Source organism: Kitasatospora cheerisanensis KCTC 2395 (assembly GCF_000696185.1).
Classification (GTDB): Bacteria; Actinomycetota; Actinomycetes; order Streptomycetales; family Streptomycetaceae; genus Kitasatospora; species Kitasatospora cheerisanensis.
The window spans coordinates 1,237,460-1,252,605 of the sequence record NZ_KK853997.1; the positions used below are offsets into that span (position 1 = coordinate 1,237,460).

Annotated in this window: 18 protein-coding genes and 1 riboswitch; of the genes, 7 read left to right on the plus strand and 11 right to left on the minus strand. The window is 72.1% G+C overall.

Annotated elements, in window-relative coordinates; genetic code table 11:
- Nucleotides 1–48: 48 nt before the first annotated feature.
- Together KCH_RS05455 and KCH_RS36860 are read left to right on the plus strand one after the other, a co-directional pair.
- Nucleotides 49–936 carry an SDR family NAD(P)-dependent oxidoreductase gene (locus tag KCH_RS05455; protein WP_035859596.1) on the plus strand — a complete coding sequence of 296 codons (888 nt, stop codon included), beginning with the start codon at nt 49–51 and terminating at the stop codon, nt 934–936.
- A 181-nt stretch (nt 937–1,117) separates the two neighbouring features.
- The gene (locus tag KCH_RS36860; protein ID WP_051652769.1) at nt 1,118–1,639 is read left to right on the plus strand and encodes a hypothetical protein; all 522 of its coding nucleotides are present in this window, start codon (nt 1,118–1,120) and stop codon (nt 1,637–1,639) included.
- Between the two features lie 46 nt (nt 1,640–1,685).
- On the opposite strand, the gene KCH_RS05465 is transcribed toward KCH_RS36860, so the two are convergent.
- From KCH_RS05465 to KCH_RS05505, 9 genes are all read right to left on the minus strand, one after another.
- A complete protein-coding gene (locus KCH_RS05465) occupies nt 1,686–2,735 on the minus strand; it encodes a hemolysin family protein (protein WP_035859598.1) in 1,050 nt (349 codons plus the stop codon).
- Nucleotides 2,732–4,075 carry a hemolysin family protein gene (locus KCH_RS05470; protein WP_035859602.1) on the minus strand — a complete coding sequence of 448 codons (1,344 nt, stop codon included), beginning with the start codon at nt 4,073–4,075 and terminating at the stop codon, nt 2,732–2,734. Before KCH_RS05470 ends, KCH_RS05465 begins: the two co-directional genes overlap by 4 nt.
- Nucleotides 4,076–4,291: 216 nt before the next feature.
- Nucleotides 4,292–4,735 carry a PH domain-containing protein gene (locus tag KCH_RS05475; RefSeq protein WP_035859606.1) on the minus strand — a complete coding sequence of 148 codons (444 nt, stop codon included), beginning with the start codon at nt 4,733–4,735 and terminating at the stop codon, nt 4,292–4,294.
- A 60-nt stretch (nt 4,736–4,795) separates the two neighbouring features.
- Nucleotides 4,796–5,644, minus strand: coding sequence for an ATP phosphoribosyltransferase (gene hisG, locus KCH_RS05480; protein ID WP_035859609.1), 849 nt, complete (start codon nt 5,642–5,644; stop codon nt 4,796–4,798).
- 41 nt (nt 5,645–5,685) lie between these two features.
- Nucleotides 5,686–5,958, minus strand: coding sequence for a phosphoribosyl-ATP diphosphatase (locus KCH_RS05485; protein ID WP_035859611.1), 273 nt, complete (start codon nt 5,956–5,958; stop codon nt 5,686–5,688).
- A 139-nt stretch (nt 5,959–6,097) separates the two neighbouring features.
- A complete protein-coding gene (gene ribH, locus KCH_RS05490) occupies nt 6,098–6,583 on the minus strand; it encodes a 6,7-dimethyl-8-ribityllumazine synthase (RefSeq protein WP_035859614.1) in 486 nt (161 codons plus the stop codon).
- Nucleotides 6,584–6,629: 46 nt separating this feature from the next.
- Nucleotides 6,630–7,913 (minus strand): bifunctional 3,4-dihydroxy-2-butanone-4-phosphate synthase/GTP cyclohydrolase II, encoded by a 1,284-nt coding sequence (locus KCH_RS05495; RefSeq protein ID WP_035859617.1) that lies wholly within the window; start codon nt 7,911–7,913, stop codon nt 6,630–6,632.
- Nucleotides 7,910–8,539: a nicotinamide mononucleotide transporter family protein gene (locus KCH_RS05500; RefSeq protein ID WP_035870850.1), complete on the minus strand. Its 630-nt coding sequence runs from the start codon at nt 8,537–8,539 to the stop codon at nt 7,910–7,912. The genes KCH_RS05495 and KCH_RS05500 overlap by 4 nt, the downstream gene beginning before the upstream one ends.
- 5 nt (nt 8,540–8,544) lie before the next feature.
- Complete coding sequence (locus KCH_RS05505; protein WP_035859619.1) at nt 8,545–9,204, minus strand: riboflavin synthase; 660 nt, start codon at nt 9,202–9,204, stop codon at nt 8,545–8,547.
- Nucleotides 9,205–9,391: 187 nt separating this feature from the next.
- Nucleotides 9,392–9,519, minus strand: a riboswitch (FMN riboswitch).
- 148 nt (nt 9,520–9,667) lie between these two features.
- Here KCH_RS05505 and KCH_RS05510 point away from each other — a divergent pair.
- From KCH_RS05510 to KCH_RS05520, 3 genes are all read left to right on the plus strand, one after another.
- Nucleotides 9,668–9,916 carry an SCO4226 family nickel-binding protein gene (locus tag KCH_RS05510; protein ID WP_035859620.1) on the plus strand — a complete coding sequence of 83 codons (249 nt, stop codon included), beginning with the start codon at nt 9,668–9,670 and terminating at the stop codon, nt 9,914–9,916.
- A gap of 72 nt (nt 9,917–9,988) precedes the next feature.
- Nucleotides 9,989–10,627: an MSMEG_1061 family FMN-dependent PPOX-type flavoprotein gene (locus KCH_RS05515; RefSeq protein ID WP_035859624.1), complete on the plus strand. Its 639-nt coding sequence runs from the start codon at nt 9,989–9,991 to the stop codon at nt 10,625–10,627.
- Nucleotides 10,628–10,814: 187 nt separating this feature from the next.
- Complete coding sequence (locus KCH_RS05520; RefSeq protein ID WP_035859628.1) at nt 10,815–12,203, plus strand: FAD-dependent oxidoreductase; 1,389 nt, start codon at nt 10,815–10,817, stop codon at nt 12,201–12,203.
- 700 nt (nt 12,204–12,903) lie between these two features.
- On the opposite strand, the gene KCH_RS05525 is transcribed toward KCH_RS05520, so the two are convergent.
- Together KCH_RS05525 and KCH_RS05530 are read right to left on the minus strand one after the other, a co-directional pair.
- A complete protein-coding gene (locus KCH_RS05525; RefSeq protein WP_030458344.1) occupies nt 12,904–13,374 on the minus strand; it encodes an NUDIX domain-containing protein in 471 nt (156 codons plus the stop codon).
- 4 nt (nt 13,375–13,378) lie between these two features.
- Nucleotides 13,379–14,122 (minus strand): helix-turn-helix transcriptional regulator, encoded by a 744-nt coding sequence (locus KCH_RS05530; RefSeq protein WP_035859632.1) that lies wholly within the window; start codon nt 14,120–14,122, stop codon nt 13,379–13,381.
- 141 nt (nt 14,123–14,263) lie between these two features.
- Here KCH_RS05530 and KCH_RS05535 point away from each other — a divergent pair, with 141 nt between their 5' ends.
- The gene (locus KCH_RS05535; protein WP_035859637.1) at nt 14,264–14,734 is read left to right on the plus strand and encodes a DUF7848 domain-containing protein; all 471 of its coding nucleotides are present in this window, start codon (nt 14,264–14,266) and stop codon (nt 14,732–14,734) included.
- Nucleotides 14,731–14,967 (plus strand): hypothetical protein, encoded by a 237-nt coding sequence (locus tag KCH_RS05540; protein ID WP_035859640.1) that lies wholly within the window; start codon nt 14,731–14,733, stop codon nt 14,965–14,967. Before KCH_RS05535 ends, KCH_RS05540 begins: the two co-directional genes overlap by 4 nt.
- The last annotated feature ends 179 nt before the right edge of the window (nt 14,968–15,146 follow it).

A 15,146-nucleotide genomic window follows, 5' to 3' on the forward strand; every position in this document is an offset into this window, starting at 1 on the left:
TAACACAACGGCGTTGCGCTATTAAGAGAACGGTGTTGTACTAAGTGCATGAGCGAAGAAGCGCGCACCACCCAGCAGCAGGTCTGGTTCATCACCGGTTCGTCCCGCGGCTTCGGCCGCGCCCTGGTCACCGCCGCCCTCGACGCCGGCGACCTCGTCGTCGCCACCGCCCGCCGCCCCGAGCCGCTCGCGAAGGAACTCGCCGAGCACGGCGACCGCGTCCTCACCCTCCCGCTGGACGTCACCGACCCGGCGGCCGCGCGGACCGCGATCGACGCCGCCGTCGCCCACTTCGGCCGCATCGACGTCCTGGTCAACAACGCCGGCTACGCCAACGTCGCGCCGGTGGAGACCGCCGACGACGCCGACGTCCGCGCCCAGTTCGAGACCAACTTCTGGGGCGTCTACCACGTCACCAAGGCGGCGCTGCCCGCACTGCGCCGCCAGGGGTCGGGCACCGTCGTGCAGTTCTCCTCGGTCGGCGGACGGGTCGGCGGCTCCCCCGGCATCGCCTCCTACCAGGCCGCCAAGTTCGCGGTCGACGGCTTCACGCGCGTACTGGCCGCCGAGACCGCGCCGTTCGGGATCCGGTACCTGGTGGTCGAGCCGAGCGGCTTCGCCACCGACTGGGCCGGCTCCTCGATGACCGCCCACCCCGTCCCGGAGGCGTACGACGCGACGGTCGGCGCGATGAACCGGCGGGTCCGCCAGGGCGAGTCCGGCGCCGCGGGCGACCCCGCGCGAGCCGCCGGGATCATCGTCCGCACGGTGAAGCGCGGCGACGTCCCGAGCCACCTGCTGCTCGGCGTCAACGCCGTGACCATGGCGCTCGACTACTCCCGCCGCCAACTCGCCGAGGCAGGCGCCTGGGAACAGGTCAGCCGCTCCGCCGACTTCGCCGAGCCCTACCCGGTGGAACTGCCGACCGCGGTGTGACAGTTGCCATGGCGGATCCGTGAACGACCGGGCTGCGGCGCCGCCCCGCACGGGGTCGGGCTGTACGCGGGTGCCGCGCCGGTGGTCGGCGCCGGGCTGCGCACCTGGCCCTGGCCGCCCCGGCGGCCCGGACGCCGGCCCGCCCGAACCGGCCGCCGCGCTGACCGGGCGGCAGCCGTGGGTGACGCTCGCACCGTTCGCCCTGCCGGCGGTGGCGGCCGTGGTGCAGTACGCGACGCCGGGCGTGATCGACGGACCGGGCCGCCGGCCCGGCGCGCTGACGGACGGTCAGTGCAGGCGGGCCGGGACGGCGCTGCCGGTGCAGTCCTCCGGCGCGACGCAGATCGCCGTCGACCTGCCGGCGCTGCCGGTGGTCGGCGCGGTCGCCGAGCCGGTGCTCGGACGGTGGCGCACCCTGGCGGCCTTCCTGGTCCCCGGCGTCCTGGCGCAGGCCGTCGGCCCGGCCGGCCGGTCCACCCGCGGCGGCGGCTCGGTGGCGGTCTGCGGCCTGCCGGGCGCGCTCGCCGTCGCCTGCCTGGCGGCCGGCCCGGTCCGGGAGGCGTGGTGGGCGCCGCCGGTCCCCGCCGGGGGCGTCCTGCGGTGCGTCCGGCACGACGACCACGGGGCGGGCCCGCCGGCACGAAGCCTGTTCGGCCTGGCGCTGCTCCCCCGCACCCGCCCGCCGCTCCGGCCGACCCGGTGACACGCGTCGGCCCCGCCGCAGTGGCTGCGGCGGGGCCGGGGGTCGGTCAGCGGGCGGTGGCGGCCGGCGGGCGGTGGTCGGGGTCGTGGACCTCGCCGACCAGTTCCTCCAGGACGTCCTCCAGGGCGACCAGGCCGAGCTGGCGGCCGTCCGCGTCGACCACGGCCGCCAGGTGGGCGGCGGCGCGGCGCATCGCGGCCAGCGCGTCGTCCAGCGGCAGGCCGGAGCGCAGCACGGTGATCGGCCGCCACAGCCGGTCCGGGACGGGCGCGGTGAGGTCGTCGACCTCCAGCGAGTCCTTCACGTGCAGGTAGCCGAGGACGGCGCCCTGCTCGTCGGCGACCGGGAAGCGCGAGAAGCCGGTGCGCACCGCGAGCTGCTGGATCTGCTCGCCGGTGACCGCGCGGTCGACGGTGACCAGCTGGTCGGCGGGCAGCATCACCTCGGTGACCGGGCGGCTGCCCATCTCCAGGGCGTCCTCCAGCCGTTCGCGGCGGGTGTCGTCCAGCAGGCCGGCCTCGCCGGAGTCGGCCAGCAGGTGCAGCAGCTGCTCGCTGGTGAACACCGAGTTGACCTCGTCCTTGGGCTCGACCCGGAACAGCCGCAGCACGCCGTTGGCGAAGGCGTTCAGGAAGGCGATCACCGGGGCCAGCCAGCGGGCGAGCCGGTCCAGCGGCGGGCCGAGCCAGAGCGCGGCCTTCTCCGGTCCGGCCAGCGCCAGGTTCTTCGGCACCATCTCGCCGATCACCATGTGCAGGAAGACCACCAGGCTCAGCGCGATCGCGTAGCTGAGCAGGTGCATCGCCGAGGCGGGCACGCCGAGCGCGTGGAAGGCCGGCTCCAGCAGGTGCGCGATGGTCGGCTCGGCGAGCGCACCGAGCAGCAGCGAGCAGACGGTGATGCCGAGTTGGGCCGCGGCCAGCATCGCGGAGACGTTGGACAGCGCGTGCAGCACGGTGCGGGCGCGCTTGTCGCCGGCCTCGGCGAGCGGTTCGATCTGGCTGCGGCGCACCGAGATGACGGCGAACTCGGCACCGACGAAGAACGCGTTGCCGAGCAGCAGGAGCAGCGAGAAGGCGAGTTGCAGGGCGCTCATCGGTGACCGTCCTGGTCGTCGTCATGGTCGTGCTCGGGGCGGGTGCGGCGCACCTCGACCCGGCTGGTGCGGTGGCGGTCGACGGCGGTCACGGTCATCTCCCAGCCGGGCAGTTCGGCGCTCTCGCCGACCGCGGGGAGCTTGCCGAGCAGGTCGGAGAGGAGCCCGCCGAGGGTCTCGTACGGGCCGTCGGGGGCGTTCAGGCCGATCTTGGCGAGCTGGTCGAGCCGGGCCCGGCCGTCGGCGTCCCAGACCGGCAGTCCGTCGCGCGGGGCGAGCGGGCGCAGGTCGGGGGTGTCGGCGGGGTCGTGCTCGTCCTGGACCTCGCCGACGACCTCCTCGACGATGTCCTCGATGGTGGCGACGCCGGCGGTGCCGCCGTACTCGTCGACCACCACGGCCATCGGTTCGCGGCGGCGCAGCAGGTCGAGCAGCCGCTCGACGGGCAGCGTCTCGGGGACCAGCAGCGGCGGCGACGCCAGGTGGCGGACCTTGGTGTGGTCGCGCCGGTCGGCGGGGACGGCGAGCGCGTCCTTGAGCGTGACGGTGCCGGTGACCTCGTCGAGGCTGTCGCTGTACACCGGGAAGCGGCTGAGGCCGGTGGCCCGGGTGAGGTTGAGCACGTCGCTCGCGGTGGCGTCCTGCTGGAGCGCGGCGACGTCGATCCGCGGGGTCATCACGGATTCGGCGGTCAGCTCGCGCAGGCCCAGGGTGCGGACGAACAGCACGGTCGACTCCTCGTCCATCGCGCCGGCCTGGAAGGAGTGCCGGGCGAGGGCGACCAGTTCGTCGGCGGTGCGGGCGTGGCCGAGCTCCTCCTGCGGTTCCACGCCGAAGGCCCGGACGATCCGGTCGGCGGAGCCGTTCAGGAACGCGATCAGCGGGCGGCAGGCCGCGGAGAACACCCGCTGCGGGCCGACCACGGCGTGGGCGACCTGCATGGGGTGGGAGATCGCCCAGTTCTTCGGGACGAGTTCGCCGATCACCATCTGCAGCACGGTCGCCAGCACCAGGCCGACGATCAGTGCGGTGCCGCGGGCCGCCGAGTCGGGCAGGCCGAGGCCGGTGAACACCGGCGAGAGCAGCGTGGACAGCGCCGGCTCGGCGAGCATGCCGACCACCAGGGAGGTGATGGTGATGCCGAGCTGGGCGCCGGAGAGCTGGAAGGACAGCTTGTGCAGGGCCTTGGAGAGGCTCTTCGCGCGGCGGTCGCCGGCGGCCGCCGCGCGTTCCACGGCGCCGCGGTCGGCGGTCACGAACGCGAACTCGGCGGCCACGAAGAGGCCGTTGGCGAGGATGAGCAGGAAGGCCGCGAACAGCATGAGCCAGGCGGTGGTCATCGGGCCGCCCGCCTTCCCTGGCTCGGGATGGGCATGGCGGCGCGGGTACTACCGGACGGATCGTCCATCGAGGGGAGGTGTCACTCCTCAGGTCGCGGGTCGGCGCGGAAAGCCGGACACTGGTGGGCTTTGCCGCGGTTTTACCAGCGTAGACGATACCCGAACGCTTTCCCGGGGCCTGTTCGACCCGGCCGTCCCGAACGGGGCGGAGCGCGCTCAGCGCCCGGTGGCGCCGCGTTCCTCGACCAGGTCGCGGAGCGTGCGGGCCGCGGTGACGGCCTGCTCGCGACCGCCGGCGGGCTGGATGCCGACGGCGGCCAGCGCGGTGCCGTCGGCGAGGTCGAGCATCACCCACGGGTCGCCCTGCTTGAGGTTGACCCGGACCACCTCGGCCCAGGCCAGCCGGCGGCTGCGGACGAAGTTGACCACGGTCAGTCCGTCGGCGTCGGCGACCACCTTGGGGCGGGCCAGCATCAGGCCGACCGCGGCGAACAGCAGCCCGCTGATCACCATCATCACCCGGTCCCTGAGCTGCCAGTTCTCCGGCAGCGCCACGGCGAGCACGGTGAACAGCAGCACCATCACGCCGCACAGCGTGAGCAGCACGGCGCGGTTGCGGCGGGGCGCCCAGGTGACGGGGAGGGCGGCGGGGGTGGACATGCGGTGGCTCCCGGAAAAGGCGGGGCCGCCGCGGCGGGCGGCCCCCGTTCTGACGGAGGGTCAGAGGCGGCAGGCGTGGATGTTGGTGACCAGGATGGCGCGGGCGCCGATCGACCAGAGGTCGTCCATGATCCGCTGGGCCTCCTTGCGGAGCACCATGGAGCGGACCGCGACCCAGCCCTCGGTGTGCAGCGGCGACACGGTCGGCGACTCCAGGCCGGGGGTGAGCGCGACGGCCGCGCCGACCTTCTCGGCCCGGATGTCGTAGTCCATCAGCACGTAGCGGCGGGCCACCAGCACGCCCTGCAGGCGGCGCAGGAACTGCTCGACCGCCGGGTCCTCGCCGGCGCCCTTGGGGCGGATCACCACGGCGTCCGAGATCAGGATCGGCTCGCCGAACACCTCCAGGCCGGCGTTGCGCAGGCTGGTGCCGGTCTCCACCACGTCGGCGATGACCTCGGCGACGCCCAGGTGCACGGCGGTCTCGACCGCGCCGTCCAGCTTGGTGACGGTGGCCTTCACGCCGTGCTCGGCGAGGTGCTGCTCGACCAGCCCGGTGTAGGAGGTGGCGATGCGCAGCCCGTCGAGGTCCTGCACGGAGGAGATCTCGGCGCCGACCGGCTTGGCGAACCGGAAGGTGGAGGCGGCGAAGCCGAGCGCGAGCACCTCCTCGGCGTCCGAGGCGGAGTCGAGCAGCAGGTCGCGGCCGGTGATGCCGACGTCGAGGCGGCCGGAGCCGACGTAGACGGCGATGTCGCGCGGGCGGAGGAAGAAGAACTCGACCTGGTTGTCCGGGTCGACCAGGACGAGTTCCTTGGCGTCCTTGCGCTGCCGGTAGCCGGCCTCATGGAGCATCTCCGCCGCGGGACCCGAGAGCGAACCCTTGTTGGGGACGGCGATGCGGAGCATGAGAGGCGGGCCCTTCGTCGGTTGTGCGGTACGGGGTGGAATTACAGGTACTTGTAGACGTCTTCGAGCGTCAGTCCGCGAGCGACCATCATCACCTGGACGTGGTACAGGAGCTGGGAGATCTCCTCCGCCGCCTCCTCGGGCGACTGGTACTCGGCGGCCATCCAGACCTCGGCGGCCTCCTCGACGACCTTCTTGCCGATGGCATGAACGCCCTGCTGCACGAGCTGGGCGGTGCGGGAGGTCGTGGGGTCGCCGGTGGCGGCCTTCTGCTGGAGCTCGGTGAAGAGCTCCTCGAATGTCTTGGAAGCCATGATGACCTCACCTTACGGGGTGCGGACGGACGGGCGGTAAACGGTTCCGCACCGTGGACAGTCCGCTGGACATCCGGCGGCCCGTCCGCGGTGCGGTCGTCCGACCGGCGCCGGGCCCGCGGGCCCGGCGCGGCGCGGCTCAGCGCCAGGGCTCGGAGACCTCGCGCAGCGCGGCGGCGGTGGCGACGGCGGCGGTGACCGCCTCGTGGCCCTTGTCCTCGGCGGAGCCGGGCAGCCCGGCCCGGTCCAGCGCCTGCTGCTCGGTGTCGCAGGTGAGCACGCCGAAGCCGACCGGGACGCCGGTGTCCACCGACACCTGGGTCAGGCCGAGCGTCGCGCCCTGGCAGACGTAGTCGAAGTGCGGGGTGCCGCCGCGCACCACCACGCCGAGCGCCACCACGGCGTCGTACCCGCGGCTGGCCAACTGCTTCGCCGCGACCGGCAGTTCGAAGGTGCCGGGGACGCGGACCACGGTCGGCTCCTCGATCCCGAGTTCCTTCAGCGCGCGGTGCGCGCCGTCCAGCAGTCCGTTCATCACCTGCTCGTGCCACTGCGCGGCGATCACCGCGACCCGCAGGTCGGCGCAGTTCTTCGGGGACAGGACGGGGGCTCCGTGGCCGGCCATGGCTCGATCCTCTTTCGACGGTGCGTCGGAACGCTTGCGGGGGTGGCTACTTGGCGTCGTCGTCGAGCCACGGCAGGTCGTGGCCCATCCGGTCGCGCTTGGTGCGCAGGTAGCGCAGGTTGTGGGCGCCGGCCGCGGTGGGCAGCGGGCGGCGGGCGGCGACCTTCAGGCCGTGCTCGGTGAGCGCGGCCTGCTTCGCCGGGTTGTTGGAGAGCAGGGTGAGCGAGCGCACCCCGAGGTCGGCGAGCATCTGCGCGCCGATCGAGTAGTCGCGGGCGTCGGCCGGCAGCCCCTGGTCGAGGTTGGCGTCGACGGTGTCGCGGCCCTGCTCCTGGAGTTCGTACGCGCGCAGCTTGTGGGCCAGGCCGATGCCGCGGCCCTCGTGGCCGCGCAGGTACAGCACCACGCCGCGGCCCGCGTCGGCGACGGCGCGCAGCGAGGCCTGCAACTGCGGGCCGCAGTCGCAGCGCAGCGAGCCGAACACGTCGCCGGTCAGGCACTCGGAGTGCACCCGCACCAGCACGTCCTCGCCGTCGGGGAGCCTGCCGTCGGCGCCGAGGCCGCCGGCCACCAGGGCCAGGTGCTCGACGCCGTCGATGGTGCCGCGGTAGCCGACGGCGGTGAACTCGCCGTGGGCGGTGGGCAGTCCGGTGACGGCGGCGCGGTCGACGTGCAGTTCGGTGCGGCGCCGGTAGGCGATCAGGTCCTCGATGGAGATGATCGCCAGGCCGTGCCGGCGGGCGAAGGCGTGCAGTTCGGGCAGCCGGGCCATGGTGCCGTCGTCGTTGACCACTTCGGCGATCGCCCCGGCGGGGGCGAGGCCGGCCAGCCGGGCCAGGTCGACGGCGGCCTCGGTGTGGCCGGGGCGGACCAGCACGCCGCCGTCGACGGCGCGCAGCGGGAAGACGTGGCCGGGCCGGGTGAGGTCGCCGGGCTCGGTGCCGGCCGAGGCCAGCAGCTTGACGGTGCGGGCCCGGTCGGCGGCGGAGATGCCGGTGTCGACGCCGTCGCGGGCGTCCACCGACACGGCGTAGGCGGTGCCCTTGCGGTCCTCGTTGACCTGCGTCATCGGCGGCAGTTTGAGCCGGTCGAGCTCGGCGCCGGTCATCGGGGCGCAGATCACGCCGGAGCTGTACCGGACGGTGAAGGCCATCAGTTCGGGGGTGGCGGCGGACGCGGCGAACACGATGTCGCCCTCGTTCTCGCGGTTCTCGTCGTCGACCACGATCACGGCGCGGCCGAGCCCGATGTCGGCGATCGCGCGTTCCACCGGGTCGAGGGCCAGCGGCTCGCCGGCGGCGGGCGGTTCTTCGGACCGGTCGGAGCTCATGCGGCAACTCCCTGGGCGCGCGGGGCGGTTCGGACGGTGCGGGCCTTCGTCCACCAGCTGACCAGGCCGGCCAGCACCAGGACGAAGTAGATGCTGAAGGTGAGCGCGGAGAACACGTAGCCGTGGGCGTAGCTGTACGGCACGCTGATCACGTCGACGGCGATCCAGGCGAACCAGAACTCCACCCAGCCGCGGGCCTGGGCGTACATCGCGGCGAGCGTGCCGGTGAAGATGTACGCGTCCAGCAGCGGGTTCCAGGACAGCTTCGGGTAGGCGGCGAACAGCGCGGCGACGGCGGCGGTGCCGGCCGCGAGGGCGAGCACCAGCACGGCCCGCTGGGTCCAGGAGGCGAACCGGACGGTGACCTCGCCGGTGTCGCGGCGGCCGCGGTTCCACTGGGTCCAGCCCCAGAGCGCGGTGACGATGACGATCACCTGCTTGCCGATCAGTCCGGGCATCTGGGCGCCGAGGTACGCGGTGATCAGCACGGCGCCGGCCAGCAGTTGGGCGGGCCAGGTGAGCACCGAGCGGCGCCAGCCGAGCGCGAGGGCGCCGAGGCCTATCAGGTTGCCGACCATGTCGGCGATCTTCACCTGCTCGCCGAAGGCGGTGAAGCTGTCGGTCATCACGCTCACTTGGACTCCCCCAGGGTGTCGGGCAGGGCACGGGTGTCGAGCAGCCGCTCCACGTACTTGGCGAGCACGTCCACCTCCAGGTTGACGGGGTCGCCGACGGCCTTCGCGCCGAGCGTGGTCAGCGCGAGGGTGGCGGGGATCAGCGAGACGGTGAAGGTGTCGTGGGCCGCCTCGACGACGGTGAGGCTCACTCCGTCCACGGTGATCGACCCCTTCTCCACCAGGTAGCGGGAGATCGGCTGCGGCAGGCTGAAACGCAGCACCTCCCAGCGCGGATTCCCGTCCGCGTCGAGGTCGCCCGGGGCGCGGGAGAGCAGGGTGCCGGTGGCGTCGACGTGGCCCTGGACCAGGTGGCCGCCGAGCCGGGCGCCGAGCGCCATCGCCCTCTCCAGGTTGACCCGGGAGCCGGGGCGGAGCGCGCCGAGGCTGGAGCGCTGGAGCGTCTCGCGCATCACGTCGGCGCTGAACTCGCCGTCGCGTTCCGCGAGTCGGTCGTTGTCGTCGAGCACGGTCAGGCAGACGCCGTTGACCGCGATGGAGTCGCCGTGGCGGGCGTCCGCGGTGACCAGCGGGCCGCGCAGGCGGATTCGCGAGGATTCGCCGATCTCCTCGATGGAGACGACCTCGCCGAGCTCTTCGATGATGCCGGTGAACACCCGGGTTCTCCTCGCGCTTGGGGCGCGGACTCCGGGGCGGCGATCGGGAGTTGACTGCGGACGCGGCGTGCCGGGAGCGCCCCCGCGAAGCCCCGACCGAACGGTCGTGGCACGGGTTCCGCTGCCGGAATGCCGTGCTTCCGCACCCCGGCCCTCGGGTGGGCCGTGGTGTGAACACACCTGTCCGCGCGCACGCCTCCCATCCGGACTTTAACCGTCGGTCCAGGAATTTCACCTGGTCAACCGGCCGCTGGCTGCGGACGGGTCGCGGACTGTAACCGCCGGCTCGGAATTTCACCGACCCCGGAGTGCGCTGAACGTCACTGCTACTGCACCAGCATTGTTGCACGCGCATCCGCTCCGATGGCAAGGACGCGTCCTGTGGCCTGCTTCACGCGGCGGTCGCAGGGTGGAGGGGAGCGGGCTCCCGTACGGGGGCTCCCGGCCGAGGAGTTGAGCAGCGATGGCGATCTTCATGGACGTCCACCACGGGATGGCCGGCATCACCGCCGAGCAGTTGAAGGCCGCGCACGAGGCGGACCTCGCGGTGCAGGCCGAGGAGGGTGTGGAGTTCCGGCAGGCCTGGGCCGACCCCGACTCCGGCACCGTGTACTGCCTGTCCTCCGGCCCGTCCCGGGAAGCCGTCCAGCGCGTGCACGAGCGCACCGGGCACCCGGCGGACGAGGTGCACGCCGTTCCGCTCCAGGTCTGACAGGGCCGAGAATTCAGCGAGGTGCGATCCCGCTGCCCGCCGGGGCGGTGAGCGCGGGTAGGGTCGGGCCGCGTGATCTTCGATGCCCTCGCCGCGGAGGCGATCCACGACCCGGCCCGGCTGCGCGAGTTGTACGAGCAGCCGAGCCCGCTGGTGCAGCGCAAGCAGGTCGACCACCTGCACGACGCGGCGCGCCGGTTCATCGGCTGCTCCTCGCTGGTCTTCGTCTCCACCGCCGACGCCGACGGCAACTGCGACGCCACCCCGCGCGGCGGCCCGCCCGGCTTCGTCGCGGTGCTGGACGAACGGACCCTCGCCGTCCCCGACGCCACCGGCAACCGGCGGCTCGACTCGCTGCACAACATCGCCGCGACCGGCAAGGCCGGACTGCTGTTCGTCGTTCCCGGCCGGGAGGCGACGCTGCGCGTCAACGGCCGGGCCTGCGTCAGCGCGGACCCGCGACTGCTGGAGCGGCTGACCCCGGTCGGCAAGCCGCCGCGCACCGCGATCGTGGTGTCCGCGGACGAGGTGTACGGGCACTGCCCGAAGGCCTTCCTGCGCGGCTCGGCCTGGCGTCCCGCGCAGTGGCTGCCCGCCGACGCGACGCCCAGCTCGGCCGAGATCACCCTCTCCCACGTGGGCGACCCGTCGCTGACGCTGGATCACATCGTGGCCGCGGAGGAGGAGTCGCTGCGGCTGCGCTACGAGTGATCCGCCGGTCCGCCGGGAGGGGCCGGGGACTCGTGCATGCTGGAAGGCACGGGAACGCCGCATAGGCGGAACTTTGAGGGGTCATAGCTTCGACTTATGACGACATAAGCCGGAGCACCGTACCGGGCGCGTCCGTCCGCCGGAAGGCTGGCGGTACGCGCCCAGAGCCGAACAGGAGTACCTGCCCATGTCCCGCCCCGTCCGGGTGGCCATCGTCGGTGCCGGCCCCGCCGGGATCTACGCCGCCGACGCGCTGCTGAAGTCCGAGCTGGCCACCGCCCCCGGTGTCTCCATCGACCTGATCGAGCGGCTGCCCGCCCCCTTCGGCCTGATCCGCTACGGCGTCGCCCCCGACCACCCCCGGATCAAGGGCATCGTCACCGCGCTGCACCAGGTCCTGGACAAGCCGCAGGTCCGGCTGCTCGGCAACGTCGACTACCCCGGCGACCTCTCCCTGGACGAGCTCCACCGCTTCTACGACGCCCTGGTGTTCGCCACCGGCGCCGAGGCCGACCGCGACCTGAGCATCCCCGGCATCGAACTCGACGGCTCCTACGGCGCCGCCGACTTCGTCTCCTGGTACGACGGCCACCCCGAAGTCCCGCGCGAGTGGCCGCTGGAGGCCGAGCAGGTCGCCGTCCTCGGCGTCGGCAACGTCGCGCTCGACGTCGCCCGGGTGCTCGCCAAGACCGCGGACGAGCTCCTGACCACCGAGATCCCGCCGAACGTGCACGCCGGCCTGGCCGCCAACCGCGCCGTCGAGGTCCACGTGTTCGGCCGGCGCGGCCCGGCGCAGGCCAAGTTCTCCCCGATGGAGCTGCGCGAGCTCGACCACTCCCCCACCATCGAGGTCGTCGTCGACCCCGAGGACATCGACTACGACGACGCCTCGATAGCCACCCGGCGTGCCAACAAGCAGGCCGACATGGTCGCTTCGACCCTCGAGAACTGGGCGATCCGCGACATCGGCGACCGGCCGCACCGCATCCACCTGCACTTCTTCGAGAACCCCGTCGAGATCCTCGGCGAGGACGGCCGCGTCGTCGCCCTGCGCACCGAGCGCACCGAACTCGACGGCACCGGCAACACCGTCGGCACCGGCGCCTTCCGCGAGTGGCCCGTCCAGGCCGTGTACCGCGCGGTCGGCTACCGCTCCGACGAGCTGCCGAAACTGCCGTTCGACGCCCTCTCCGCGACGGTTCCGCACGAGGCGGGCCGGGTCCAGGAGAACGGCGCCCACCTCCCGTCCGTCTACGTCACCGGCTGGGTCAAGCGCGGCCCCGTCGGCCTGATCGGCCACACCAAGGGCGACGCCAACGAGACCGTCGCCTGCCTCGTCGCCGACCACGCGGCCGGCGCGCTCCGGCCCGCCGCCGAGCCCGCCGAATCCGCCGTGATCGACTTCCTCCGCTCCCGCGGCGTCGACTTCACCACCTGGGAGGGCTGGCACCGGCTCGACGCCCACGAGAAGGCCCTCGGCCAGTCCCAGGGCCGCGAACGCGTCAAGGTCGTCGACCGCGTCGCCATGCTCGACGCCTCCGCGAGCGACCGGGCGACGGAGCGCAACCCGCGGTAGCAGTTGAGCTGCGCCACCAGGCGCGCGGGGAACCGCGCCCGCCGAGTGATTCGGGTCCACACCTCTGGAGTGAGCCCCGGGTCGACCACACCCGCGCCCCTGACCAGCGGAAAGCAATCGTCCCCCTCTCTTACTTACGTGGAGAACTTCAGCAACGGGGAATCTCTGGCCTCCCCAACCAGTGTGACCATTTTCAGCGACGGGAGATCGTCCCACTCCCACCGCAGCGTGGGGACTTTGAGCAGCAGCAGCCTTCCCGGTAACGAAGTTCAAACTGCGGGTGGCGCGGGTACGACGCCCGGCACGGCCCGAGGCGTCGCCGATCCGGACGCTTGGCACCGTCTCCGCCCGCTCTGTATGCATTGTCACAACCGCGAGACGGCACAGCACCAGCCCGGAGGCTGGGCGAGCGAGCGCGTCAAGCCCGTCCGAGGCCCTGACCTGCGGTGATGCCCAGGGGGGTGACTCTCCTCCCGGGGCCAAAAGACCGGCAGGGAGGGAAAACCCTGATGGCTAATAAAGCCATTCTTGCGGAGAGTGACTTGCTTGCCCATGCCAGGTGGGGTCTCTTTCCGAGAATCCGGCCTGCCGCTGAGCCACCGGAGTCGGGCGACGAATCCGACGTCTGGACCGGATACCCGCCCCGCCCTGCCCTCCCCTCGCCGGGTGGCCGGGGCGGGGATTTCGTTGTTGGTGCCTGTTACCCGAGATAAGGAGTTGCTCGCTTCTCCAGGAAATGCTGAAGTCTGAGCCGCTGGGTGTGGTGCATCGGCAGGTCTGCGAAGCCGCTTGGTGCTACGAACTGGAGATCGGTCGACTCGTCAGAGATTCGGAGCGTCCCACCCGTGATGCGCGCGGTAAAGCAGACGTTGAACTGCTGCCGCACCTCGCCGTCCGAGTAGGCGATCACGTGGCGGGGATCGGTGTACGTGCCGACCAGCCCGGTGATCTCCACATCGAGGCCGGTCTCCTCACGGACCTCCCGGACGGCTGTTCCCGGAAGCGACTCGCCGAGATCCATGGCGCCACCCGGCAGCGCGTACAGGCCGTTGTCGGTCCGCCGCTGGAGCAGGACGCGCCCCTCACTGTCGGTCACCACTGCGGATGCCGCCACCACCAACCTGTTCGGCTTGGGTGCGTCGGGGTCGTCGTAGAACTCGGTACGTGCCATGTGATCAGCTCTCCTCCACTGGCAGGGCGGCGTTCCATACTGCGTCGAAGCTGGCAGCGTAGGTGTCGAACAGCTTGCCCGCGCCGGTCCGCCGCAGATGCCAGACAGGGGCCGCGAAAGCATTGGCTCCCCATACGTGCGCGTTCACCAACACTTGGTCGTCTGCCCGGTAGAGGCTGTTGTAGAGCGTGGTTCCGTGGGTGCGGATCTCGATCCCCGGCGTGCCGAGCAGTGGTCGGTAGTGCAGGAGAGCGAGCCTGCAACGGGATTCGATACCGTGACCGAACTTCTCTTCTTCCCCACGTTGCCTCACGTTCTCGCTGTCGGGGTCGCCAAGTGCGATCCGGACCGCGCACCCTTCGGCAGCGCGCTCCCGAAGTAGGTCGTTCAGGCGTGGATACGCCTCGTGAAGGAAGACCGCGGCGTAGACCAGCACGTCGATGCGCTCCGTGGCACGCTCCATCAGTTCCACGAACACGGACACGGGCAGGTCGGCACGCTGCTCGTAGAGCGCCACCAGCTCGGGGCTTATCGCCCTGGCAGCACGTGGTTGCCGCAGGCTCGGCCACAAGTCGAACATGTCCGCTCCCAGTGCCTCGCCGGCCAGACGGGCCGCTCTCAGTCGGGGTGTCCGGTTTTGATTGGCCCATCGTTCGACCGACTTGGTGTCCACGCCGGCTCTCTCCGCCAGGGCGGAGCACGTCCAACCGCCCGACGCCATAACAGCTTTCAGTCTCTCGTTCGGCATTCCGCTTGTCTCCCCGCACGACCCGGACCCGTGTAGGGACGTTCTACCGCGCATGGGACGTTCTGAAGTGTCCTTTGCGGGAGGTTTCACCGTCCTGAGTGGCTGCCAGATCTTGGTGCTACTTGGCGGGAGGAGCTACCAATGGCGGCAGAGGCGGGCGGTGCAAGGGCGGTGCCCGAGGGTATGGCGGTTCGTCACCAGGCGGCAGAAACGCAGGCCGCCGGTCGCAGCCCGATGGACGACTACGACCCGGAGATCAAGGCACGGGTTGGTGCTCGGCGGCCGGTCGGCCGGCCCGCGCCGGTGCTCCCGGCCGAAGTGCCCGCACCGGTCGGAGTCGGCGGCGTGACGGGCGCGGTTCCGGCGCCCGTCATCCTGGCCGAGCTGGTCCCGGACTCCGGCAGCGACGTCGACCCGCCGATCTACACTCTGGTCTGCCAGGGTGAGGACGAGGACGGCACCCGGTGTGTGGCCGTTTCCGTCGAACTCAACGGCCTTGCAGAGGTGCAGGGTTGGGCGTGCGTGCACATGATGCGCCACCCGGACCGCCGGTCGTTCCGCATGATCGCGGACGTGCCGATGGTGGCGGTGCCCGAGACGGAGCCGGAATGACCCGGGTGACGCTGGTGACGGGCGTGCTGGTGCTCGGGGTGTGCGCGGTGCCGTCGGGCGTGGTGCTCGGGCTCGCACTGGCGGCGCCGAACGACGGTCGCCGATGGGTGGCGTTCTTCGTCGCCCTGGCGCTCGCCATGATCGGCGGCGCGTTCGGCCCGGATTGGGTGGAGGGGTGGCAGCGCCGGCGGCGCGCAGCACCGCGACGCCGAACTACGACCGACTGCCCCTGATCTTCCGGGGCGACCACCGCGCTTCGAGGCCCTGCCGGTCCAGATCCCGGCAGGAAGGGTGTGCCCGAAGGGGCGCACCAGGCCGTCCCGGTTCCCCGGCAGATCGGACCGGGGCGGCCCCTCCCGTCTCCCTGTCCCGGTCGAGCGCCAATTCGGCGGCACTCCATCACTCGACCGGG